The sequence below is a fragment of the Neobacillus sp. 114 genome (assembly GCF_030127045.1).
GTDB lineage: Bacteria > Bacillota > Bacilli > Bacillales > Cytobacillaceae > Neobacillus > Neobacillus rhizophilus.
The window spans coordinates 2,762,385-2,785,125 of record NZ_CP126144.1; the positions used below are offsets into that span (position 1 = coordinate 2,762,385).

23 protein-coding genes, 1 pseudogene and 2 riboswitches are annotated in these 22,741 nt (G+C 41.4%); of the genes and pseudogenes, 20 read left to right on the forward strand and 4 right to left on the reverse strand.

Annotated features, from left to right (window positions below):
* Window positions 1-142 precede the first annotated feature (142 nt).
* The 15 genes and pseudogenes from QNN06_RS13550 (at window position 143) to QNN06_RS13620 (ending at window position 13,829) form a co-directional block, all read left to right on the forward strand.
* Window positions 143-1,426: a YjiH family protein gene (locus tag QNN06_RS13550; protein ID WP_249366492.1), complete on the forward strand. Its 1,284-nt coding sequence runs from the start codon at window positions 143-145 to the stop codon at window positions 1,424-1,426.
* 335 nt (window positions 1,427-1,761) lie between these two features.
* Window positions 1,762-1,999 (forward strand): annotated as a pseudogene (locus QNN06_RS13555) (transposase); the annotation flags it as partial.
* Between the two features lie 535 nt (window positions 2,000-2,534).
* On the forward strand, window positions 2,535-3,551 hold the full coding sequence (locus tag QNN06_RS13560; RefSeq protein WP_284037705.1) for an RIO2 family protein: 1,017 nt from the start codon (window positions 2,535-2,537) through the stop codon (window positions 3,549-3,551).
* Between the two features lie 35 nt (window positions 3,552-3,586).
* The gene (locus tag QNN06_RS13565; protein ID WP_284037706.1) at window positions 3,587-4,702 is read left to right on the forward strand and encodes a glycosyltransferase family 4 protein; all 1,116 of its coding nucleotides are present in this window, start codon (window positions 3,587-3,589) and stop codon (window positions 4,700-4,702) included.
* Window positions 4,699-5,493, forward strand: coding sequence for a HipA family kinase (locus QNN06_RS13570; RefSeq protein WP_284037707.1), 795 nt, complete (start codon window positions 4,699-4,701; stop codon window positions 5,491-5,493). Before QNN06_RS13565 ends, QNN06_RS13570 begins: the two co-directional genes overlap by 4 nt.
* Before the next feature lie 332 nt (window positions 5,494-5,825).
* Window positions 5,826-6,068, forward strand: coding sequence for a glutaredoxin family protein (locus tag QNN06_RS13575; protein WP_284037708.1), 243 nt, complete (start codon window positions 5,826-5,828; stop codon window positions 6,066-6,068).
* A gap of 119 nt (window positions 6,069-6,187) precedes the next feature.
* Window positions 6,188-6,296, forward strand: a riboswitch (TPP riboswitch).
* Between the two features lie 79 nt (window positions 6,297-6,375).
* A complete protein-coding gene (thiM, locus tag QNN06_RS13580) occupies window positions 6,376-7,197 on the forward strand; it encodes a hydroxyethylthiazole kinase (protein WP_217033956.1) in 822 nt (273 codons plus the stop codon).
* Window positions 7,197-8,009, forward strand: a complete 813-nt coding sequence (gene thiD / locus QNN06_RS13585; RefSeq protein ID WP_284037709.1) for a bifunctional hydroxymethylpyrimidine kinase/phosphomethylpyrimidine kinase — start codon at window positions 7,197-7,199, stop codon at window positions 8,007-8,009. The genes thiM and thiD overlap by 1 nt, the downstream gene beginning before the upstream one ends.
* Window positions 8,006-8,671, forward strand: coding sequence for a thiamine phosphate synthase (thiE, locus tag QNN06_RS13590; protein ID WP_284037710.1), 666 nt, complete (start codon window positions 8,006-8,008; stop codon window positions 8,669-8,671). The genes thiD and thiE overlap by 4 nt, the downstream gene beginning before the upstream one ends.
* Window positions 8,655-9,164 carry an energy coupling factor transporter S component ThiW gene (gene thiW, locus QNN06_RS13595; RefSeq protein ID WP_284037711.1) on the forward strand — a complete coding sequence of 170 codons (510 nt, stop codon included), beginning with the start codon at window positions 8,655-8,657 and terminating at the stop codon, window positions 9,162-9,164. The genes thiE and thiW overlap by 17 nt, the downstream gene beginning before the upstream one ends.
* Window positions 9,165-9,269, forward strand: a riboswitch (TPP riboswitch).
* Window positions 9,270-9,342: 73 nt separating this feature from the next.
* Window positions 9,343-10,632 (forward strand): acetylornithine deacetylase, encoded by a 1,290-nt coding sequence (locus tag QNN06_RS13600; RefSeq protein ID WP_284037712.1) that lies wholly within the window; start codon window positions 9,343-9,345, stop codon window positions 10,630-10,632.
* A 5-nt stretch (window positions 10,633-10,637) separates the two neighbouring features.
* Entirely contained in the window at window positions 10,638-11,309 is a 672-nt protein-coding gene (gene tenA / locus QNN06_RS13605) for a thiaminase II (protein ID WP_284037713.1), read from the forward strand.
* The gene (locus tag QNN06_RS13610) at window positions 11,284-12,054 is read left to right on the forward strand and encodes an ABC transporter ATP-binding protein (protein WP_284037714.1); all 771 of its coding nucleotides are present in this window, start codon (window positions 11,284-11,286) and stop codon (window positions 12,052-12,054) included. Before tenA ends, QNN06_RS13610 begins: the two co-directional genes overlap by 26 nt.
* On the forward strand, window positions 12,044-12,811 hold the full coding sequence (locus QNN06_RS13615) for an ABC transporter permease (RefSeq protein WP_284037715.1): 768 nt from the start codon (window positions 12,044-12,046) through the stop codon (window positions 12,809-12,811). The genes QNN06_RS13610 and QNN06_RS13615 overlap by 11 nt, the downstream gene beginning before the upstream one ends.
* A 19-nt stretch (window positions 12,812-12,830) precedes the next feature.
* Entirely contained in the window at window positions 12,831-13,829 is a 999-nt protein-coding gene (locus QNN06_RS13620; protein ID WP_481819249.1) for an ABC transporter substrate-binding protein, read from the forward strand.
* An 88-nt stretch (window positions 13,830-13,917) separates the two neighbouring features.
* Here QNN06_RS13620 and QNN06_RS13625 read toward each other — a convergent pair whose 3' ends face one another.
* Together QNN06_RS13625 and QNN06_RS13630 are read right to left on the reverse strand one after the other, a co-directional pair.
* Entirely contained in the window at window positions 13,918-14,649 is a 732-nt protein-coding gene (locus QNN06_RS13625; RefSeq protein WP_284037717.1) for a protein-glutamine gamma-glutamyltransferase, read from the reverse strand.
* Window positions 14,650-14,878: 229 nt separating this feature from the next.
* Window positions 14,879-16,093 (reverse strand): MFS transporter, encoded by a 1,215-nt coding sequence (locus QNN06_RS13630; protein ID WP_284037718.1) that lies wholly within the window; start codon window positions 16,091-16,093, stop codon window positions 14,879-14,881.
* Between the two features lie 163 nt (window positions 16,094-16,256).
* Here QNN06_RS13630 and QNN06_RS13635 point away from each other — a divergent pair, with 163 nt between their 5' ends.
* Window positions 16,257-17,087, forward strand: coding sequence for a hypothetical protein (locus tag QNN06_RS13635; RefSeq protein ID WP_481819250.1), 831 nt, complete (start codon window positions 16,257-16,259; stop codon window positions 17,085-17,087).
* Window positions 17,088-17,863: 776 nt separating this feature from the next.
* Here QNN06_RS13635 and QNN06_RS13640 read toward each other — a convergent pair.
* Window positions 17,864-18,145, reverse strand: a complete 282-nt coding sequence (locus QNN06_RS13640; protein ID WP_284037720.1) for a hypothetical protein — start codon at window positions 18,143-18,145, stop codon at window positions 17,864-17,866.
* Window positions 18,146-18,339: 194 nt separating this feature from the next.
* Here QNN06_RS13640 and QNN06_RS13645 point away from each other — a divergent pair, with 194 nt between their 5' ends.
* The 3 genes from QNN06_RS13645 to QNN06_RS13655 all read left to right on the forward strand — a co-directional run bounded on the left by QNN06_RS13645 (window position 18,340) and on the right by QNN06_RS13655 (window position 21,589).
* Window positions 18,340-19,623, forward strand: coding sequence for an MFS transporter (locus tag QNN06_RS13645; RefSeq protein ID WP_213115847.1), 1,284 nt, complete (start codon window positions 18,340-18,342; stop codon window positions 19,621-19,623).
* An 86-nt stretch (window positions 19,624-19,709) separates the two neighbouring features.
* Window positions 19,710-20,027, forward strand: a complete 318-nt coding sequence (locus QNN06_RS13650) for a hypothetical protein (RefSeq protein ID WP_217033941.1) — start codon at window positions 19,710-19,712, stop codon at window positions 20,025-20,027.
* Between the two features lie 191 nt (window positions 20,028-20,218).
* Window positions 20,219-21,589, forward strand: a complete 1,371-nt coding sequence (locus tag QNN06_RS13655) for an MATE family efflux transporter (RefSeq protein WP_213115844.1) — start codon at window positions 20,219-20,221, stop codon at window positions 21,587-21,589.
* A 94-nt stretch (window positions 21,590-21,683) separates the two neighbouring features.
* Here the strand turns inward: QNN06_RS13655 and QNN06_RS13660 are convergent, their stop codons facing one another.
* Entirely contained in the window at window positions 21,684-21,881 is a 198-nt protein-coding gene (locus QNN06_RS13660; RefSeq protein WP_213115843.1) for a hypothetical protein, read from the reverse strand.
* A gap of 288 nt (window positions 21,882-22,169) precedes the next feature.
* Between QNN06_RS13660 and QNN06_RS13665 the strand changes: the two genes are divergently transcribed.
* Window positions 22,170-22,691, forward strand: coding sequence for a cupin domain-containing protein (locus tag QNN06_RS13665; protein ID WP_284037721.1), 522 nt, complete (start codon window positions 22,170-22,172; stop codon window positions 22,689-22,691).
* The last annotated feature ends 50 nt before the right edge of the window (window positions 22,692-22,741 follow it).

Genomic DNA, 22,741 nt, shown 5'->3' on the forward strand with positions numbered 1-22,741 from the left:
CCACCTCAGGTGGACAAATACTTAATTTTTTGGTTTTGTACTTTAATGAACTAAAGGAAGTTTATTTCAAGGGGGATGGAGTATGGCAAATCATTCAGTTGAACAAGTAAAGGCTGTACAGCCGGAATTACAGAACAGCAACATGATGAATATCGTGAAGTTTTTTGTTTATAGTGCCATTGGTATTTTTGTCTTTTTTATTCCGGTAACAGTAAATGGGAAATCATCTATCATGCTGGACCACATTGTTTCCTACATTCAAACGGCGGCTCCAGGAGTTCTGCCATATTATGCATTGCTCGTGGTTTTATTGGGTGCTGTTTACCCATTTATTAAAGGCACATGGAAAAAAGACACGGTAACATTAGTCTTTTCAATCCTAAAAGTGTTTGGTTTTGTGGCAGGTGTGATGCTTGTATTTAATGTCGGCCCTAAGTGGTTTTTTGACCCAAATATGGCACCGTTTTTATTTAACAAATTAGTCATTTCAGTTGGTTTGCTGGTACCAATCGGCTCCGTTTTTCTGGCTTTATTAGTCGGTTATGGATTGCTTGAATTTGTCGGAATCTTTATGCAGCCGGTGATGAAGCCGATTTGGAAGACACCGGGACGTTCTGCTATTGATGCAGTGGCATCCTTTGTAGGAAGCTACTCAATTGGATTATTAATTACCAACCGTGTTTTTAAAGAAGGAAAATATACTATTAAAGAAGCAGCGATTATTGCAACAGGATTTTCTACTGTTTCTGCCACATTTATGATAGTTGTTGCTAAAACACTGGATATAATGAACATCTGGAATGCGTACTTTTGGGTAACTTTTGTAGTAACTTTCATTGTAACCGCTATTACCGTCCGCATTTGGCCGTTATCCAAAATGAGTGATTCCTATTATCAAGATATGGAGGGTGACGAAGAGGTTATCATTAAGAAAGACAGAGTGAAGACTGCATGGAAAGAAGCGATGGTAACTGCGAACGAGTCTCCTAGTCTTGGTAAAAACATTTGGGACAACCTTAAAGACGGCTTTATCATGACAATGGGGATTCTTCCTTCGATCATGTCAGTGGGCTTGCTGGGTCTTGTTTTAGCGGAATTTACCCCAGTTTTTGATTGGCTTGGCTACATTTTCTATCCTTTTGCAAAGCTCGTACAGCTTCCGAATGCCATGCTTGCTTCAAAAGCCAGTGCTTTAAGTATTGCCGAAATGTTCTTACCGGCACTTTTAGTAACAAAGGCTGCACTTGTTACAAAGTTTGTCATTGCCGTTGTATCGGTTTCTTCCATCATTTTCTTCTCGGCAGTGGTACCATGTATCCTTTCAACTGAAATACCACTTACAGTCGGCAAACTTGTGGTCATCTGGTTCGAACGAGTAGTCCTGACCATCCTGATTACAGCACCAATAGCATTTTTAATTCTATAAGCCAAGGTATTACGTATTCCAAATTAAAAACCTTGAATTATCAAGGTCAGGCTGTCGAGAAACTATCGACAGCCTTTTATTTTACTCATTTCCTTTAATGATCCACCGCGTTAATTTATTGTAACATTATTAATATAAGGCTTTTCAACAAGTCTGTTGATTGGCGCTCCAGGCACTTCGCTTTCCGCGGGCGTGCCGGGGAGCCTCCTCGTCGCTTCGCTCCTGCGGGGTCTCCCCTGCCCCGTACTCCCTCAGGAGTCTACGTGCCTTCCGCGCCAATCAACAGGTGTATTCAATTAAGTTCTTCAACTCCAAAAAAATAAGTGGTGAATTTAATGTTTAAGCCAAAAGAGTATAGCCAAAGTGAATATGAATTTGTTTCTATTGAAGAATTGGATCCAGATGACCACCCTTCTTAGCTTGATTGACAAATATATTGATTTCTCGTTTCTTCTTGAAAAAGTTCGTCCTTTTTATAGTGAGGACAATGGCCGCCCATCTGATTCCCTTATTTTTTTAAAAATGATGTTTATTGGGTATTTTTTTGGTATTCGTTCTGAAAGACAACTAGAAAGCCTGTCTAAATTGAAAAAGATTGCAACACACTTAGCAACGCTGGAAAATGTGTGTTGCAATACTTTTGGTTGATTTGCCTCCCTGTTGATTGGAGTGGAGGGCAATCGACTCCTGCGGGATATAGAGGTCACTGGAGACCCCGCAGGCGCCAAAAGCGCCGAGGAGGCTCCAGGACCTCCCCGCGGAAAGCGAGTGCCCGGAGCGGAAATCAACAGGCCAGTTAGCAGGGATAAACAATAAAAGTTTGGTCATTTAGGTTTGGACAAAAAATAAAATTGCCGATAAAAATACTCTTTCTCGACAATCTGGCCTTGTTATCAAGGTTTTTTTTATGAAAAAATACTATTTTCAAAAATTACTTTCACATTTATAGGATACAAGCCTTAACCATTCGCCGCTCATATGAATTAACTATTAGAAGAGGCAGATATTGTTAAGATTTTGGAAGGTTATCGTTTTGTGGAGGTAATATTAATGAATTATGCTTCAAGCCTAATGGCATATTTTAATAAATACAGGAGGGAGGAAATAAATGGATATTAAGCGTCTTGAAAATATATTGAGCTCTATTAGCGTCCAAAATGTACCGAATGCAGATGTGGAGGTTGTGAATAATACCCTGATGACGATGATTGGTAAAGGCAGGCAGGGAGCAGTTTTTCAATATACTAATGACATTTGCGTTAAGGTGTTTGGAAATGAAGAGGATTGTGAACGGGAGTTTTATGCTTTATCGCTTGGCCAAAATACCACCCTTTTACCGCGAGTATATGCAAAAGGAAAGCTTTACATCGCAATGGAGATTATCAAAGGGGTTGATTTGCGGGAATATTTGCAATCACAGCCATTAACGGAGGAACTCTCTGCAAAACTAATAGACATGCTCATTACTTTTAAAAAGATAGGTTATGAACGGATAGACCATCATAAACGGCAAATCTATTTGCAGGAGGACGGGAGCTTAAAGGTGATTGATGTCGCGAGGACCGTATGGCGCGACCGTGTTTACCCTTATCCTAGAAAATTAATTAATTCCTTAGGGAAAGAGTATAAAGAAGTATTTTTATCCCATGTACAAGCATTATCGCCTGACTTATATGAGGAATGGCAGAACTTCATCCGTATGGAAGAACTTTCACGTCATATTTATGAAATTATACTCAAGCAGAAATCCGACAAAAAAACTTTAAAAAAATTAAGTGAAAAGAATTTAATAGTAGACAACGAAAAAAAATACGTATTACAGCTTGAAGGGTTAATGTACAAGGTTTTTAAGGAAGAATGGATCAAATCCATGCTGGCCCGGGGTACTGACCCAGAAGTAGTTATGGAAAAGATTGATGAGTACTGGGATAAACGTGAACAAAGTTTCGAGAAGAATTACCCAGCGAAAGAGCGCAGCAAGAAAAATAAGGATAAACGCTCCAGCCGATATGAAGGATACAGTTATGATGACCGAAAAAAAGATCGTCACCACAGTAAAGGTCATCATGATAAAGATCGTAAGCGTCGCAAGCATGAAAAAGATAAAAAACGACACAAAAGGTAATCTACAAACCTATTAAAAAAAGAGGTGAAGCGAACATGAAGATATTAGTCATCTGGCGCTTGCTCACTGTAGGAGGAGTAAATGCCGGTTGGCGAAATCGAGCCATTTATTTTAAAAAACATGGAATTGAAACCGAATTTCTCTATACGACGGACCACGGCGGCCTTCATATTATGCAGGATGTGGCTAAAGTTTATTTAACGAAGGACGACAAGGAGATTATTAACATTATCAAAGAAAATGGATATGATGCCATCATCGTAGTCGACACCGGTGCTGCCTACAAGTGGATTCGAAAAGCGAAATACGAAGGTCCTATATTAATAGAGGCCAGAACCCCCGAGCTTATCAAATTGATGCCGCATTTGAAAACCTTCAAAGGAATCGAGCCTAAACTAATCATTGTTCCTTCCCACTATCAGAAAAGGCTTGTTTCCATTCTTACAGAGGATATTCCTATTCACGTTATATACAACGGAGTCGATACGTCCTTTTTTCGGGCACTGCCTGTGGAGGAAATCGATTTTGCAAGCCTGCCTCTTAACCAGCTTGGTAAAAAAATTGTCGGCTGGATTGGCCGGACTGATAGGCGGAAGAATTGGCCGATGCTATTGGAGGTAGCCGAGAAAATAAAACATGAACGCGATGATATAGAATTCTGGCTAATTGGCGGTGCACAAAGCGTCCAGCGGGAAGAATTTGCTGCCGCCTGGAAGGACGGGGAACTAACTGACATTGTGAAATGGTTTCCCATTATTCCGTACCAGCAGATGCCGCATGTCTATGCCAAAATTCGCGAATCGGGCGGCTGCACCCTAGCGTCAACCAAGTCGGAATCGTTCGGGAATACTTTTATTGAATCGATGGTGTGCGGGGTTCCTGTTGTGGCTTCGAACATCATGCCAATTAACGAACTGGTGGTAAATGGTGAGACAGGCTTGCTTTATCGGGGCCAAAACGTCGACGATGCAGTCAAGCAAATCTATGAGATTGTAGACAATCCCGACATGCATCGAAATATGTCGGAAGCTGCTGTCCGTCGGGTGGAAGAGAAATTCGCCATCCAAGTGGTCGCGGAACAATATGTTCAATTATTAAAATCATTCAATCAATCGGAGAGAGATGGAGATGGGGAGGTGGAGGCGACTTGATTAAACCTGTTTCGTATCAGAAAAAATTACAAGGAAAATCGAATGCTCATTTAATTACGTTTGATGATGGCAGGGAGTATGTGGTGAAATTTTTTCAGCAAGGCTTTGAAAGATCTTTGCCCAATGAATGGGTCGCCTACTGCCTTGGGCGATATCTAGGATTGCCAATTCCATTTGCCAGAATCGTAGAAATTCCGCAGGAATTCTCGTTACAGGTGCCTGAACTTGCCGAGATGGGACACACCCAATACCAATTTGCATCCTTGTATATTCCCGATTGTCTGGATGGCCACCAGGTTTCAAAAATTTCATCTATTGATAACCACCAGTCATTAGCGGGTATTATTGCATTTGATTATTGGTTGTTTAATCGTGATCGGACCCGTATGAATGTTCTTTTTCAAGAAGTTGCCTCAGGTGCATATAAGCTTTGGATGATCGACCAGGCAGAGGTCTTTGGGTCTTTTAATTGGACCCAGGAGGATGTAGAGAATCTCCCTGCCGATATATTAAAAAGTGCCACACATGAATTGATGTCGGCCTATATCGAGGATGAAAAAATATTTAATGGGTACTTAGAAATCATTCAAACAATCCCCATTTTATTAATAGAAGAAATTGTTGAGCTTATCCCGGAAGAATGGGGCGTCACAAAAGACGAAAAAAAAGCAATAGTAACAACACTCGTAACAAGGCGAAAAAAAATTCTTCCTAAATTGGTCGAAAGGTTTATGAAAAGAAAATGGGTGTTAGACACCACAAAAAGACATTTTGGCAATTTGTCCACCTGAGGTGAATAAATTGTAAAAAAATAGGTATACAATCGTTTAAACCGTCATTTTTTGACGGTTATTTTTTTGTTTTTTCGTGGTCTTAGTTTGAATAGTTTGTTTTGTGATGGGAAATTATTGTGTTTATTCCTTGGGAAAGCGCATGAAGTGACATTTCTCGAGTTGTCATGTCGGAAGAGCGGTGCACAAAAACGACATGACCCGACATGAAGCTGTATTCCCACTGTTTGGCTTAATACAAATCATTTGGCATATAATCATTTTAATTGCTTTTAATAGGTAAAATGAATATTGTTATCGTTAGACATAATCGAACAGAGGAGAATTTTTTCATGAGCAAACAATTAATTGTTTATACCACCAACGACTGTATCGAATGCACAATGGTTAAGAAAGTCCTGACTGAAGAAGGCATTCCCTTTGAGACAAGAAATGTGGCAGAAAATCCTAAGTATCAAAAGGAAGTGGAGAAATACGGTTTTCTCGGTGTTCCTGTAACGGTTGTCGATAACAGAGCCGTTAAGGGTTTTACAAATGAACTTAAAGAATTGATGGAGCTTGCGAAAGAGAGTTAAGAATTACAAATTTTTGGAATCGAATTTTTAGAAGCAGATTAAACAAAAGTATATTCTTAAGAAATTTTTCTTTACAAAAAAGATTCTTAGGTTTATTCTGATGATAATTTCATATTTGATGTAACTACTAGGGGTGCCCTGTAAGCGGGCTGAGAGAAAACGGCTAGTTTTTAACCCTTCGGACCTGATCTGGATAATACCAGCGTAGGAAAGTAGACCATGTTTAATTTTTACGGTTTCTTACTTAACTTAACCAGGTCCTTTATAAGGGTCTGGTTTTTTTATTTTTTAAAAGGAGGAAAAGGATTTGCTTAAAAACACTTTGTTTGAAACATTGCAAAAAGTGAGAGATGCTAAACCGCTTGTACATAATATTACGAATGTAGTGGTAACCAATTTTACTGCGAATGGACTTTTGGCTCTTGGTGCTTCACCGGTAATGGCCAATGCTGTTGAAGAAGCAGCCGATATGGCAAGGATTGCTAGTTCACTAGTTTTAAATATTGGTACGTTAAATCCGCAAACGGTAGATTCGATGATTTTGGCAGGGAAGGCGGCCAATGAACAGGGTATTCCGGTTATTTTTGACCCGGTGGGTGCAGGGGCAACCCCTTATCGGACGGAAACAGCGCAAAGAATCATGAGGGAATTAAAGATATCCATCATTCGCGGGAATGCCGCTGAAATTGCCAATGTCGTTGGCGAGAAATGGGAAATCAAGGGTGTTGATGCGGGACGCACAAATGGTAATATTGCCGATCTTGCCATTACTGCTGCAGAAAAATTAAACTGTATCGTCGTCATCACAGGGAAAGAAGATGTTATTACCAATGGCAGGACTACATACGTTGTGGCTAATGGGCATCCATTGTTAACAAAAGTGACAGGTACTGGCTGTCTGTTAACCTCCGTTATTGGTGCGTTTACCGGGGTAGAAAAAGATTTAATGCAGGCGTCTGTTGCTGCAGTCTCGATATACGGAATAGCCGCAGAAAAGGCGGCGGAACTAACGGTGGAATCAGGCCCAGGAAGCTTTCAAATCGAATTTTTGAACCAGCTTTCAAAGGTTGCTTCAGATGACATCAATCTTTACGCTTCCATAAAAAAATTAGCTGGAGGAGAGCAATAATGAAAATGGCGTTAACGATTGCAGGTTCCGATTCAGGCGGCGGGGCAGGAATTCAGGCGGACTTAAAAACGTTTCAGGAGTTAGAGGTTTTTGGCATGTCCGCATTAACCGCCGTTACTGTGCAAAATACATTAGGCGTCCATGGGGTTTATCCAATGACAGCCGAAGTTGTTATCGAACAGATGAAAGCCATCGGTGAGGACATGGGGACCGATGCGGTGAAAACGGGTATGTTATTTAATGCGGAAATTATCGAAGCTGTATCTGTTAATCTTACAAAATATCATTGGGATAATGTTGTTGTCGATCCTGTAATGATTGCCAAAGGCGGAGCTTCCTTGCTGCAGATGGAAGCAATTTCTGCGATGCAGAAATTTTTATTGCCGCTTGCCAAAATGGTTACCCCGAACATTCCCGAGGCTGAGGTTCTAACCGGGATGTCTATACGTACAGCGGAAGATAAGCGTGAAGCAGCAAAAAAATTACATGCCTTAGGGGTGCAGAACATTGTTCTGAAAGGCGGCCATGATGAAAACCCTTCAGAATCGATAGATCTCCTATTCGATGGAAAAGAATTCTATACTTTTACGAGTAAGCGAATTCCGACTAAGAACACACACGGCACTGGCTGCACTTTTTCAGCAGCGATTACCGCCGAACTGGCTAAGGGAGCAGATGTATATCAAGCGGTCATCAAGGCGAAGGATTTTATTCAGGCTGCAATTGAAGATGGAATTGCGATTGGTCAGGGACATGGGCCGACAAACCATGGTGCTTACCGGAAAAGAATCATGGAGATGGTCCAATCATGATAAACTTACGCGAAGCATTGAAAGTATATTTTATTATGGGAACAGCAAACTGCAGGAAGGACCCTGTTGAGGTATTGAAAGAAGCCATCGCCGGAGGAATTACCTTTTTTCAATTTCGGGAAAAAGGCAAAGAGGCTTTAATCGGGGAAGAAAAATATGCTCTTGCGAAAAAACTGCAAAGCCTATGCAAAGAACACAGAATTCCGTTTATCGTTAATGATGATATTGAACTAGCAATCAGGCTTAACGCAGATGGGGTTCATATCGGTCAGGAGGATGAACCGGCTGAAATAGTCAGGCGTCAAATTGGCAATAGTAAAATTCTTGGTGTATCCGTTCATACTCCTGAGGAAGCAGAAGGAGCACTTAGCGCCGGTGCCGATTATTTCGGAATTGGACCGGTATTTCCAACAAAAACGAAGGCCGATGAAAAGCCATCAAGAGGGACTGCACTTATCGAGGAACTGCGAAGCCAAGGAATTGCTGTACCAATCGTTGGAATTGGCGGGATTACAAGTGAAAATGCGGCAACTGTAGTGGAAGCCGGAGCTGATGGCGTTTCAGTTATAACCGCCATCAGCCTTGCCAATTCACCGCTCATAGCTGCAAAGGCTTTACGAAAAAGTGTAGGGGAGAGAGGAAATCATGAAAAAAACGTATAAGCTTACGTTAACAGCCATGATGATTGCGATGGGGACTCTTTCAAGTAATTTGGTCGTGATTCCGATTGGCTTTACAAAGGTTTTTCCAATGCAGCATTTTTTAAATGTCCTTTCTGGGGTACTGTTGGGCCCTTATTATGCCGTGGCCCAGGCCTTTTGTGTTTCCCTGCTTCGGAATATGATGGGGACGGGGTCGCTTTTTGCGTTTCCTGGAAGCATCTTCGGGGCGTTTCTAGCCGGACTATTATTTTGGAAAACTAGAAAAATCTACTTTGCTGTTATAGGAGAAGTTATTGGGACGGGTATTCTTGGAGCATTGCTTTCCTATCCTATTGCAACCCTAATCCTCGGGCAGAAAGCAACGCTATTCGGGTTTATCCCATTATTTATTTTTAGTTCCTTTGCCGGAGCACTGCTTGGATTTGTGATTTTAACGATTTTCTTAAGGAAGAAAGTGCCGCTTGGCGAGAAAAATATCACCGTAACTAAATAGGACCTTCACTGGGGGAAGCCTAAAAGGCTTGAGATGGGGCACGGCTCCGAACCCTTTGAACCTGAACTGGATGATCCCAGCGGAGGGAAGTGGAACGATCAAAACCCACTCTTACCTTTGCTATAAAGAGTGGGTTTTATTTTTTTAAAACCTAGAATGAATTTAGGAGGCTTTAGGAATGGTTGATCTGGAAAATTTAATAGAAACGATTGGACAAGAAGTGGAAGCTAGGGAAGCCGAACTGCTTAAACTTTTGAGCGACCTAATTGCGTTTCCGACTGAAAGTCCTCCGGCCCGCAATACAACGAGAATCCAGAAGTTTCTTAAAAGCTATTTAGGAAACTTGGGATTTCTAATCGATATGTGGGAAGTATATCCCGGGGATTCGAATGTGGTTGGAATTTTAAAGGGTGAATCCTCTGAGCAATATAATAGTTTAATTGTCAATGGACATGTGGATGTTGCTGAGGTTGGCGATGAGAAGGAATGGGGGTCTGCCCCGTTTTCTGCCAGAATCAAGGATCCTTATATTTATGGACGTGGCGTTGCCGATATGAAGGGAGGTATTGCCGCAGCTCTCATTGCAATAAAACTTTTAAAAGAGCTTGGGGTTCCGCTTAAAGGGGATTTGCAATTTCAGTCTGTTATCGGGGAAGAAGTTGGCGAAGCAGGAACGCTTGCTTGTTTGGAAAGGGGCTATTCTGCTGACTATGCAGTAGTAGTAGACACAAGCGATTTACATATCCAAGGGCAGGGCGGCGTCATAACCGGCTGGATAACAATTCAAAGCAAAGAAACCTATCATGATGGAATGAGAAGAAGGCTGATTCATGCCGGCGGAGGTGTCAATGGCGCCAGTGCGATTGAAAAAATGATGAAAATCATCGATGGTCTTCAAGAGCTTGAACGCCACTGGGCTGTAACAAAAAGCTACAAAGGTTTTCCATCAGGTATGAATACAATTAACCCTGCTGTGATTGAGGGCGGAAGGCATGCTGCGTTTGTTGCCGACCGCTGTGCCTTGTGGGTAACCGTTCATTTCTACCCAAATGAAGATTACGAAGAGATTATAAAGGAAATCGAGCAGCATATTGGTACAGTGGCAGCAGCGGATCCATGGCTTCGTGACAATCCACCGGAATTTGTTTGGGGCGGTAAATCCATGATAATCGATCGTGGTGAAATATTCCCTTCCTTAGAGCTTGATTTGGACCATTCCGGAACCCGAATGCTGGCAAGCTCCTTTGAAAAAACGCTTATGAAAAAGCCTGTACTAGATATGTCAACGACCGTAACAGATGCAGGCTGGCTTGGCCGGGCAGGAATTCCGACAGTTATTTTTGGACCGGGAAAACTAGAGGATGCCCATGCTGTTAATGAGAAGGTCGAGATTCGGCAATTGTTAGACTTTACAAAAGTGTTAGCACAATTTATTGCTGTCTGGTGTAACACAGAGAAGGAGGCGTAAAGCCAATGAAATTTTCAGAACGGCTTTTTGAAAAAGTTAACTGTATTTGGGAGAAAACACATGAGCACCCATTCGTAGTCGGGTTGGGACGTGGTGATCTCCCGGTCGAATCTTTTATTCGCTATATGAAGCAGGACTATGTGTTTCTTATTGACTATTCAAAGTTGTTTGCGTTTGGAACGGTGAAGGCAAGAAATGTCGGGACCATGGCGGCTTTTGCAAAGCTTTTAGACGAAACATTACATGGTGAAATGGACCTGCACCGCCAGTATGCAAAACGGTTTGGAATAACGGAACAGGATCTTGAAGGCACGGAACCTACTCCGATTAATTTAGCTTACACCCGCTACATGCTGAATGTGGCTCAAAATGGTTCCTTGGAGGAATTAATATCAAGCCTGCTGCCATGTATGTGGAGCTATTGGGAAATTGGCAAAACGCTAGCAGAAAACTATCAAAACTCTAGCAATCATCTATTATACGGCGACTGGGTCAAAATGTATTCTTCTGATGAATTTGGGTCCCTGGCTATCTGGCTAATAGATTTGCTAGACCAATTAACGGAAGGAAAACCAGAGCGAGAATTGGCGGTTTTAGAAGAGCATTTTCTCATTACATCCAGATTTGAGTATATGTTCTGGGACATGGTCTATGAGGGAGGAGATTGGCCTGTCTAATTCAACTATGTTACACATCGAAGATTTAACATATAGGTTTGATAGGGACGCTTGGCCGATTTTTCAACAGCTTTCGCTCGATTTAAAGGCGGGGGAGTTTGTTTCGCTTATTGGCCCAAGCGGATCAGGTAAAAGCACACTTTTTAAATTAATTACCGGACTGCTTAAACCAGGCCAGGGAAAAATACAAATTGCTGGGGAACTAACCTCAGGCAGACTAGGAAAAGTTGGCTATATGCCGCAAAAAGATTTACTGCTGCCTTGGCGGACGGTAATAGAAAACGTGCTGTTGCCCTTAGAAATCGTGAAAGAGGACAAGCGGGAAAAGTCACACGAAATCCGTGCTTGGTTATCGCGCTTCGGCCTTGAGGAATATGAAAATGCTTATCCAGATGAATTATCAGGCGGAATGAAACAGCGTGTCGCCTTTTTACGGACCATTATGACAGGCAGGGAAATTTTATTGTTGGATGAACCGTTTGGAGCACTGGATTCATTAACGAAACGAACAATGCATAGCTGGTTATTGGGGCTATGGGGTGAGCTTCAAAAGACCGTTCTGTTCATAACACATGATCTCGAGGAGGCAATATTATTAAGCGATAGAATTCTTCTCCTTCAAAATAGAGGAATCCAGGAATACAAGGTCATCCTGCCAAGACCACGAAACTCAGAATCTATTTATCAACCAGAGTTTATTTCGATGCGTAAAGAATTGGAGCGGCTGATACAGCATGAAAAGTAAATGGAAAAGGTGGGTCGGAGAATACGGTTTGTTCTTGCTGACGGCCATTTGTTTAATCAGTATTTGGCAGTGGGTAGTTGAAGCTGGAATGGTGCCTTCATTTATTCTGCCTGCACCTATGGCAATCGGCGAGGCACTTGTGAATAATCGTGAGATTCTTTTGGGCGAGCATTTACCGGCGACATTCTTAGAGGTTTTGATTGGCTTTGGACTTTCGCTTATAGGAGGGCTGTTTTTAGGCGTTGGTATGCATTTTTCTAGGATATTAGAAAAAGTGCTTTATCCTTTTCTAATCATCTCGCAAACGATCCCGATGATTGCCATATCGCCGATTTTTATCATGTGGTTCGGTTATACCATTTGGAGCAAGGTAGCGGTGACGATTTTGGTTGCCTTTTTCCCAATCGTTGTAAGTACTTATGACGGGTTGAAGACGGGCGGAAGCGAATATCGTGAGTTACTGTTAACAATGGGGGCCGGACGCTGGACTATTTTTAAAAAGGTGCAGGTTCCGATGGCCTTGCCACCCATCATGTCCGGTTTGAAGATGGCGGTGGTTTATTGTGTCGTCGGCGCCACTATCGGAGAGTGGCTAGGGGCAAGTGAAGGGCTGGGCTATTTTAGCCGGAGGATGTCTTCGAATCTCCAGTCAGATTCGGTCTTTGCAGCTATTTTTCTGCTTTCTTTAATGGGAATTGTGTTGTTTTTGTTTATAAGCTTACTAGAAAAAAAGTTAATAAAAAATAAGATTCGTTAATTGGTGAAAGGAAGTCATTATGGTGAAAAAAAGTTTATTAATTATGGTAAGTTTGCTGCTTCTGTTAGTTAGCGCATGCGGGAAGGCAGGGGCCGATAAGTCCTCAAGTAAAGAGGAGGGCCGCCAGAAAGTCAGCTTGATGCTTGATTGGTATCCGAATGCCGTTCACTCGTTTCTTTTTGCTGCACAAGAAAAGGGGTATTTCAAAAAACAAGGACTGGATGTCGACATTCAAATGCCTGCAGACACGAACGATCCTTTAAAACTTGTGGCCGCTGGAAAATTTGACATGGCGATCAGTTACCAGCCGCAGGTATTAGTAGCACGTGGAGAGGATATTCCTGTTCGGTCCTTCGCTGCTCTCGTTAGACATCCGCTTAACCAATTAATGGTTGCAGCCGATAGCCCGATTCAATCACCGAAGGATTTGGCTGGACGGACGATTGGCTATCCATCGATTCCATTGGATGAAGCGATCATTCAAACGATGGTAAAGGAAAATGGCGGAGATGCTGGAAAGATAAAAATGGTCGATGTTGGCTGGGACTTGATTCCAGCGATGGCTACGAAAAAAACCGATGCCTTGATTGGCGGCTATATCAATCATGAGAAATTATTGCTTGATAAAGAGGGACACCCAATGCGTACATTAAATCCAGCAGATTATGGTGTACCAGACTATTATGAATTGGTGCTGGTAGGAAGTGAAAAAGGGTTAAAGGAAAAACCTGAAGTATTTAAGAAGTTTATGGCCGCCATAAGAGATGGACAAAAATATGTTGCGAACCATCCGGAAGAGGGGCTGTCCATTCTATTAAAGCATGAAGACAAATCATCGCCATTGGAAAAGGACATCGAGACGAAGAGCCTCGAAATTCTGCTGCCGTTGATGGATGCAGGAGATAAACCATTCGGCTACCAGGATTCTGTAGTCTGGGAACATGCCGCAAAATGGCTAAAAGATACCAAAATTATCAATAAGGATATCAAACCAGAAGATGCCTACATTAACTTTTAATAGATAATAATCTTGAGAATTTAAGGATGTCATATTCAGGCACCGTAAGTGGACAAATGTCCACGCGCGGTGCCTGAAACCATTACCGTTATGTTAGAAAATATGAATAATTTGGGCGAGAGATCATGTTCATCAGATATGCTGAGTGGTTGGGACTGGGTTTTCGTTTTTTGTTTAGGAAGTCTATAATGACTTTGGCGTTTCGAATACCGATTCCGTGGCCATAGTATTGATCGTCGCCAAAATAGATGACATTTTCCGCTCTCCAATGAGGTTCCTTTGGACTGAAATCTGGATTGTTGAAATGAAGAGCATCTCCTGGTAAATAATCATCACCAAATTTTTGGTATATCGGCAAATCCTCATCAAATTGCCAGTCCATTAAATATAGGCGTTCAAACAGCAGATCAAATCGTGTTCTGCCAATTGAATAAAGGGTAGCAATATATAAAACAATGGCTATAGCAGTGGAACACTCAAAAGCATATAGCTTTCCGTTTTTTAAGATGTCTAGAATGGCAGTCGAAGGACTTGCCCCTGGCTTTAGTAAGAACCCTCCGTTGCCGAGCCGGTCCCAATATTTTTTATTGCAGATTGCATAGGTAAAGGTTGTAAATATTGCGCCGCTTTTGTTCAGTTCACGGGCAGCTCTCATCGTATTAGACCGAAAAGTCAGTTCGAATTTAAGCTGCTCCACGGTTTGATACGAATAAACCTCTTCATAAGCAGTCATTTGTTTTATAATTTTCCGCTGTTCTTGGTTGGAGATTTGTTTATAAAGTTCCTCAGCCTTAACAACCTGATTATTTATACGAATCATATTCTTTCCCCCCGAAATCAGATATCAGCCTACCTTTACATTATGAATAATCCCTAGTTGTGACACTTAAAATAAATTCTTCACTGCCTAGTTTTAAAAATAAAAAGTTGGGATAAAAACCCCAACTTTTAAAGAGTAATTTCCATATTATGTGTCCGTCTCTGGAGGGAATTGTCCAAGCGCGGTCCATGACACCTTCGTACGTAGTAATACCTTCATTGAAACACCATCATTGTGATACCTTCATTGACACTTTCAGGGATTTCATGTACATGAGCAGGAAGACAAGGGCGCTCATGAATCTTAATACGGTGCTGATGTTTAGGGCATTGACGATGCCTCCGATTTCGAGCAGCCAGATGCCGATTTGCGGTGCGATGAAGGCAACGAAGGAAAGAAGAACGTTGTAGGTGGTGATGCAATAGGTTCTCTTTTCCTTCGGTGATTGCTCGAGTAATAGGTTAAACAACAGCAGCACGGTCCCTGATACAAAGAAACCCGAAGTCATGCTGACAAACGTTAAATAATAAAGGTTCGTAGATAGAGCATTTAATAAAGGCGCAGTAGCCATTCCAGCCGCCACCCACACGAGCATTAATGTATTGGATTTTTGATCTGCCCATTTTTTCCAGAGCGGATAGGAAAAAATTTGTACTAGCTGATTCGCAACAGAGAAAATACTAATCCACAGAATCGTGGCATGAGCATATTTTACGTTATAAATATTGAACAGTCCCCAAGCCATTTGCCAAGTGAAATTAAAACACAGGGCAGCGATCAGAAACCATTTATAGCCCCGGTCCTTAAAAATTGACCAATCCATCGAAGAATTCTTCGGTTCCTTCACCTGTTTCAACTGTATCGTTTCCTTATGCCTCATTAAGAAAACAACTTCCAGTACACCAAAGCCAAAGGCTATAAAAAATAAGGTCTGGTATGCAGCCGCGTTATCTGTTTCTTTCTTCATGACAATCCCGATAATCAGTGTTGTTACCATTCCTACCAAGGTTAAAAGCCGGTTACGGTCGCTGAAAAATGTACCTCTTCGTTCTTCGGAAATCATCCCGCTGATTAATGTTTGCCAGCCTACGTTTGAAATGGTACCGGGAACATTCATTAAGGCAATAATCAATAAAAATGTCCATGCCTGCATGGATGACTGCAAATAAACCACACCAATGAGCAGTAAAAACAATACCCTTGCCCATAGAACGGACAAGGCAACGGTTTTCTTTTGCTCTTCCAACCGATTTAAGATAACGGCAGCAGGAATGGTCATAATGAGGGCGACAAGCGGCGGCAGAGAACTGATTAATCCGACCTGATAATTGCTCGCCCCAAGAATGGAAATGGCAAAGATGGGAAAATAATTGCTTGCCAAGTTTGTCGCAACAGTCGACACCATTCCATGATATATGCTGATTTTTTCATTGTAAGTACGCATCTGTCTCCACCGTTCATCTTTAAATATACAAAGCTATTATACATCCAAAAATCTTCGTTGCACTAAGTATTTTTTAAAAAATAAACCCATCATCACTTTCGCCGTTTTTAGGCCAGTCAAGAAGAACATGCTATAATAAAAATACAAATCAGAATGGAAGGACGTGCAATATTTGGCAGCACAGCAGTCTCAATTGACGAAAAAGAAGCCAACCCAATACATACCGCCAATGGGAGAATATGAGAGCTTTCAAAGCGAAGAGGATTTTAAAGGGAAGCTGAAGGAATGGGGGTTGTCAGCAGCCAAAAAAGAATTTTGGTATAAGGACAGAGGATTTCAATGCTTGGTAAGCATAAAAGGCTATGAAATGTACGGAAATCAAAACTACACCCTTGTAATAGAATTTTCAGATGGAAACCTTAGCTGTATTCACCCGGCTTATTTAAAGGAAATGCAGCAGGCAAGTTTCGGGAAGGAAAGCATGCTTACGCTTGAGGATCGGGATGTGAAGGTAGAGGAAGCAGATACCGCAGTTAGTCAGGAGAAATCTGCAAAAATCTATCTGGAAAGTAAAGCAGAAACAAAGGAAATCAACTCCCAAGCCGGGCCGGCCAAACCGGCAAAAGTGAAAGAGGCTAAACCTAAAAAGGAAAAGGCGCCTAAAATAGAGCTGCCTGCAGATAAAGTGCATTTTACAGCCACTGTGAAGCAATTCGCCCTGACCTATAACGCGTTTAACGAGGAAAACGATGAAGTCGTTGTCCTTGAAAATGTCCAAATCGTCCAGGAAAATCCTCTCGCCCTTGGACTAGCCTGGTGCAGCCACAGCAAAACACTGAAAAAATTTGAGCTTGCCCCTGGGGATATTCTCGAGTTCGATGGGAAGGTTGCCGCAAAAAAACTTGCAAAAGGGAAGGACGTGGCGGAGGAGTTCACTGTCGAAGTGCCAGTGTTATATAAAATTAATAATCCTTCAAAAATAACGAAACAATAAAAACAGGGACCTTTATTGGTCCCCCAGGCTGTCGAGAAGCTATCAACAGCCTTATATTTTACTCATATTCTTTAATGATTAACCGCGTTAAATTGTTATTATATTATAAATATAAGTCTTTTCAACAAGTCTGTTGATTGGCGCTCCAGGCACTTCGCTTTCCGCGGGCGTGCCGGGGAGCCTCCTCATCGCTTCGCTCCTGCGGGGTCTCCCCTGCCCCGTACTCCCGCAGGAGTCTTCGTGCCTTCCGCGCCAATCAACGGTGTATTCAATAAAGTTCTACAACTCCAATAAAATAAGTGGTGAATTCAATGGTCAATCCAATAGAGTATTGCTATAGTGAATATGAATTTGTTTCTATCGATGGATTAGTCCAGACGACAACCTTTTTCGCTTGATTTATATTGGTTTCTCTTTTCTTCCTAGTTACGGGCATTGAATAATGTAAGAGAACAGACTTACCTTATTGCAGTCTGTCAAGATATGAAAAAGATTGCAACACACTTAGCAAAGATGGAAAATGTGTGTTGCAAAACTTAGGTTGATTTGCCTCCCTGTTGATTGGAGCGGAGGGCTCTCGACTCCTGCGGGATATAGAGGTCACTGGAGACCCCGCAGGCGCCAAAGCGCCGAGGAGGCTCCAGGAGCTCCCCGCGGAAAGCGAGTGCCCGGAGCGGAAATCAACAGGCCAGTTAGCAGGGATAAACAACTAAAGGTTGGTCATTTAGGTTTTTACAAAATTAAAAATTGCTGAAAAAATACCCTTTCTCGACGGTTCAATTCGGAAAATACATTTCCATACTGTTACAGCCTTTGCGTAACATGAAGTAGTTTTGAAAATCAGTATTTATTGATACACTGTCATAATCCTTAATGGAAATGGAAAATGTTTTTCCATCTTTTTTTGAAAATAAAAGCACTCCATTTAAAAATTGTATTTTATCAAAATGAAATCCATCTCTTTTCCATAAAAAATCTTCGTCCTCATAGTAGTTTAAAACGACCTGCCTATCGTGGTAATTCTCAAAAATAGAAAAATTAGATATTCTTTTTTCCAATTTTATCACCTTCCCCTGTAGATTTATTTTAGTAAATATGGATGCAGGAACGGGGTGACGGGAATCACAAATGACAATTATTTCGAGAACCAAAATTTTTTATATGTAACCGCCTCCATCGGAAATTAGGGAATTCATCTAGGGAAATATGGAGTATAATAAGGAAATAATCAATACAACAGGGGTATGGAACATTGGAAAAACAAAATAGCAATTATAGATGGATAGTTTTTACGGCAGTGTTGTTTACGTATTTTATTATTGTAAGTCAAAGAACAGCACCTGGATTAATTTCGGATCAATTAATGAAGGATTTCCATTTACCAGCGGCCACGATTGGTTTGTTGGCAAGTATACAGTTTTTGGCGTATGCCGGACTGCAAATTCCGATTGGGATTTTATCTGACCGTTTGGGTCCAAATTATTTTCTTATTGGCGGCACCCTCCTGACAGGGCTTGGGACAATTATTTATAGTACTGCAGCGAATGAAGCCATTCTTTTTGCGGCAAGATTGCTGGTGGGAATAGGGGATGCCGCCATTTGGGTCAATTTGGTGTTGATTTTAAGCGGGTGGTTTAGAGCCAATGAATTTGTAAAATTACTTGGCTTAGCGGGAATGGCCGGAAGCCTTGGATTTTTATTGGCGACAGTTCCCTTCTCTGCCTTTATTGCTTCATTTGGGTGGAGACCGCCTTTTTTGACAACGGGTATTATTCTCTGCCTTATAGCAATTCTTTTATATTGTGTTTTGGTTATAAAGCCAAATCAAATAGGCTTGAACAAAACCAAGCCGCAACAGTCGTACCTTAAAAAACAGCCGCGGCAGGAAAAAACATTGGTAATGCTGCGACGGATTTTTTCAAATCGTCAGGCATGGGCTGCTTTTTTCTGCCATTTTGGAGCAGTTGGGACGTATGTTGGATTTATTGGTTCATGGGCAGTGCCATACGGAATGCACGTATATGACATGACAAGATCTGCTGCCAGCCAGCTTGTTATGATTGGCTTGATTGGCGCCATCATCGGCGCGCCTGTAACAAGCTGGTTTTCAGCACGGATTGATTCACTCAAAAGGCCATATGTCCTGGTTCATGTTGTTATTTTTTTAAGCTGGACTGTCATTTGGCTTTTCGGTGGAAATCCGCCTGTATTCCTTCTTTATATTCTTTTCTTTTTAATAGGATATGGAAATGGCGGCAGTACTCTAACCTTTGCGGTCGTTCGACAGTCTTTCCCCATTAAGGAGGTTGGCGTAGTCACAGGATTCGCAAACACAGGCGGCTTTATCAGCGCAGTACTTTTGCCTAGCATTTTTGGTAAGGTATTAGACCACTTTCATTCATTCGGTGCAAGTGTGGGGTACCACTATGGCTTTATTATTCCAGCCGTATTTGCGCTGATCGGCTTACTCGGCGGGATGATGATCAAGGAAAATCGGCGCGAAGTGAACAGACCAAGTGAAGAAGCAATTGTATAAGCATAAGTAATTGGGCGATAAGCCTAACCCTCATTCAATTTGGACACATATACTAATTTGTAACCATTTTGAGGAGGAGATAAAGAATGGATAGACAAGTAACAATTGGTTTACCGGGCGGAGGTTATGCACCACCTGGGCATCCGGGCATGGGGTATCCAGGCGTGCAACCAGGCATGGGTTATCCTGGTTATCCGGGAATGGGCTACCATCACGGCCATGGTGGTTATTATCCGGGACATGGGTATCACCACGGCCACGGCGGGTATTATCCGGGACACGGGTATCACCACGGCCACGGCGGTTATTATCCGGGACACGGGTATCACCACGGCCACGGCGGTTATTATCCAGGACATGGATCTCATCACGGCCACGGTACTTACCAGCCAGGCCAAGGCTGAAAAGGTTAATTAACAGAACAGGTTGTTCATGAAAAATTAAGCAGGGGCTATGGCTCCTGCTTTTAATTTTTGCGGGCTTATTAATTTCACAGCGGATATTTTGAACCACAGAAACGAAAATAATAGAGGAAAATGGAACAAATATTTAGTATAATTATTTTTTGAATGTATTTTTAAGGAGTTTACTACCCATGAATCAGACTATCACCTTGAAGGATAAAATAAAACAAATCTTCGTTCTGTTAATTCCAATTTTAATCACCCAGCTCGGGATGTTTTCCATGGTGTTTTTCAATACGATCATGTCGGGAAAATATCATTCAACCGACCTGGCCGGTGTCGCGATTGGTTCTTCGATTTGGAATCCAATTTTTACTGGATTGAGCGGCATTCTCCTAGCAGTATCGCCGATTGCTGCACAATATTTTGGCGAAAAAAAGAGCCATGAAGTTGCAGCTGTGGTTAAGCATGGTGTGTATCTTTCCATCATATTAACATTGGTTATCATTGTTTTTGGTTTCTTTTTATTGGCACCGCTTTTAGTAACAATGAATCTTCCAAGTGGCGTGCAGGATACAGCTTTTAACTATCTTGTCGGGCTTAGTTATGGAATTTTGCCGCTTTTCATTTTTAATGTATTACGCTCGTTTATTTATGCATTGGGAAAAACTCGTGTTGTTATGGTGATCATGATTTCATCCCTGCCGGTAAATTTTCTGTTAAACTATGTGTTTATTTTTGGAAAATGGGGCTTTCCTGAGGTAGGTGGTGCTGGTGCCGGTTATGCTACATCGATTACCTATTGGGTAATTTTAGCTTTTACGGTTTTGATTGTGTTAAAACAAGAACCGTTCGCTGCGTACCAAGTGTTTAGCAATATGAAGCAATTTTCGTGGTCGAAGTGCAGGGAGATTTTACAAATTGGTGTGCCGATGGGGTTGTCGACGTTTTTTGAAACAAGCATGTTTGCAGTCGTTACTATTTTAATTAGTAAGTTTAATGTAACAACGGTAGCTGCCTATCAATCGGCTTTGAACATCGTGTCGTTCCTTTACATGATACCTATCAGCATTTCAATGGCGCAGACGGTCCTGGTCGGATATGAAGTGGGTGCCCGTCGCTATAAGGATGCCAAGGTCTATAGCTGGCTAGGAATTGTCTTGGCGGTGGTGACTGCGCTTGTCACAGGATTATTTGTGGTGGCTTTTCGCTACGAGGTCGCAGGGTTTTACTCGAACGAGGTGGCCGTTATTAGTCTGACGGCAAACTTCTTAATTTTTGCCTTGTTTTTTCAGATTTCCGATGCCATCCAGGCAACAGCCCAGGCTGCGTTAAGAGGATATAAAGATGTGAATCTGGCCTTCATCATGACGTTAGTTGCCTACTGGCTCATCTGTTTGCCCGCCGGATACCTATTGGCACACTATACCGGATTAGGGGCAAGAGGCTACTGGATCGGCCTCACCATCGGACTCCTCGCCGCAGGAATCGCACTGTCCATCCGGCTCATCTACATCCAAAAACACAAATTTAATAACGTTGAAATGTTGGAAGTGGGGTAAAGTTGCCTGAATCACTATTCCACTAAATCAATGATTCTGAAATTCTGTTAAGAAAAATGAAAAGACGCCATTCTAATAGAATGGCGTCATCTTGTTAAAAAAACTTTTTTATACCAAATAATTTTAGTAATGGATTTTGGTTTTTATCTGTGATTTGCAGTTCATTCATAACTAATTTTTCTTGATTATCAGTTATCCACTTTTTCAATTCTTGCTTATCCCTGCATTGTGTATAATATGTTTCCCCACCCTTACCAAGAGCATTGACAACATATCTACAAGTGTTCCCCATAATGCCCACCTTTACGTGTGTAATATATTTATATATTGCATTATAGCAGGCTTTTAAAAATAGTCCATCGTTATTTTGTATCAAATTTATACAAATTTTTCATATTCTCCTAGAAGCTCAATCATAGATTTGACTTTTCTTAATAGACAAATTAACATTTAAAAAAATACTTTCGGAGGAAAATTTATCTTACTATTTTATTAACACGTAATATTCAGATAATTGTGGCCCCAAACAAAAATTAAAAATTATTTTTAAATAGTTCTCTATGAAGAGGAGAGTAAATATATGGATATTCAAATGCTGAATTCTTTGGTGAAAAATTTGGAGCTGGAGCCTCATCCCGAAGGCGGTTATTATAAACGAACTTTTGAATCTTTCGAGCAGATATCTGACCAAGAGTTAGCTGTGAATTATAATGGAAAACGAAAGCTGTATACAAGTATTTATTTTGCATTGACGTCTGATGACGTTTCCCATTTTCATCGGTTGAAGTCAGACGAATTATGGTATTATCATGGTGGAAGCTCTTTGACTATTCATATCATTCATGAAAATGGAGAATATGAGGAAATTATGCTTGGATTGAATTTTAACAATGGCGAAGTTCCGCAAGCGCTTGTCCCGAAAAACGCTATTTTCGGTTCATCAGTCATGGAGAAAGAAACATGCTCGCTAGTAGGCTGCATGGTTTCACCTGGCTTTGATTTTCAGGATTTTGAATTGTTTACACAGGACGAGCTATTGCAAAAATATCCACAGCATAGAGAAATCATTTTGAAACTGGCGTATAAAGAATTGCCAGAATAAATTAATATGTAGAAAATTGATGAATTCATTGATAATTTATGGTAATTAAA

What these genes read in the sequence shown, in the direction of transcription:
- QNN06_RS13550 (WP_249366492.1), top strand. Translation starts at nt 143, where the DNA reads ATGATGAATATCGTGAAGTTTTTTGTTTATAGTGCCATTGGTATTTTT.
- QNN06_RS13560 (WP_284037705.1), top strand. Translation starts at nt 2,535, where the DNA reads ATGGATATTAAGCGTCTTGAAAATATATTGAGCTCTATTAGCGTCCAA.
- QNN06_RS13565 (WP_284037706.1), top strand. Translation starts at nt 3,587, where the DNA reads ATGAAGATATTAGTCATCTGGCGCTTGCTCACTGTAGGAGGAGTAAAT.
- QNN06_RS13575 (WP_284037708.1), top strand. Translation starts at nt 5,826, where the DNA reads ATGAGCAAACAATTAATTGTTTATACCACCAACGACTGTATCGAATGC.
- thiD (WP_284037709.1), top strand. Translation starts at nt 7,197, where the DNA reads ATGAAAATGGCGTTAACGATTGCAGGTTCCGATTCAGGCGGCGGGGCA.
- thiE (WP_284037710.1), top strand. Translation starts at nt 8,006, where the DNA reads ATGATAAACTTACGCGAAGCATTGAAAGTATATTTTATTATGGGAACA.
- thiW (WP_284037711.1), top strand. Translation starts at nt 8,655, where the DNA reads ATGAAAAAAACGTATAAGCTTACGTTAACAGCCATGATGATTGCGATG.
- QNN06_RS13600 (WP_284037712.1), top strand. Translation starts at nt 9,343, where the DNA reads ATGGTTGATCTGGAAAATTTAATAGAAACGATTGGACAAGAAGTGGAA.
- tenA (WP_284037713.1), top strand. Translation starts at nt 10,638, where the DNA reads ATGAAATTTTCAGAACGGCTTTTTGAAAAAGTTAACTGTATTTGGGAG.
- QNN06_RS13610 (WP_284037714.1), top strand. Translation starts at nt 11,284, where the DNA reads ATGAGGGAGGAGATTGGCCTGTCTAATTCAACTATGTTACACATCGAA.
- QNN06_RS13615 (WP_284037715.1), top strand. Translation starts at nt 12,044, where the DNA reads ATGAAAAGTAAATGGAAAAGGTGGGTCGGAGAATACGGTTTGTTCTTG.
- QNN06_RS13620 (WP_481819249.1), top strand. Translation starts at nt 12,831, where the DNA reads ATGGTGAAAAAAAGTTTATTAATTATGGTAAGTTTGCTGCTTCTGTTA.
- QNN06_RS13625 (WP_284037717.1), bottom strand. Translation starts at nt 14,649, where the DNA reads ATGATTCGTATAAATAATCAGGTTGTTAAGGCTGAGGAACTTTATAAA.
- QNN06_RS13630 (WP_284037718.1), bottom strand. Translation starts at nt 16,093, where the DNA reads ATGCGTACTTACAATGAAAAAATCAGCATATATCATGGAATGGTGTCG.
- QNN06_RS13650 (WP_217033941.1), top strand. Translation starts at nt 19,710, where the DNA reads ATGGATAGACAAGTAACAATTGGTTTACCGGGCGGAGGTTATGCACCA.
- QNN06_RS13655 (WP_213115844.1), top strand. Translation starts at nt 20,219, where the DNA reads ATGAATCAGACTATCACCTTGAAGGATAAAATAAAACAAATCTTCGTT.
- QNN06_RS13660 (WP_213115843.1), bottom strand. Translation starts at nt 21,881, where the DNA reads ATGGGGAACACTTGTAGATATGTTGTCAATGCTCTTGGTAAGGGTGGG.
- QNN06_RS13665 (WP_284037721.1), top strand. Translation starts at nt 22,170, where the DNA reads ATGGATATTCAAATGCTGAATTCTTTGGTGAAAAATTTGGAGCTGGAG.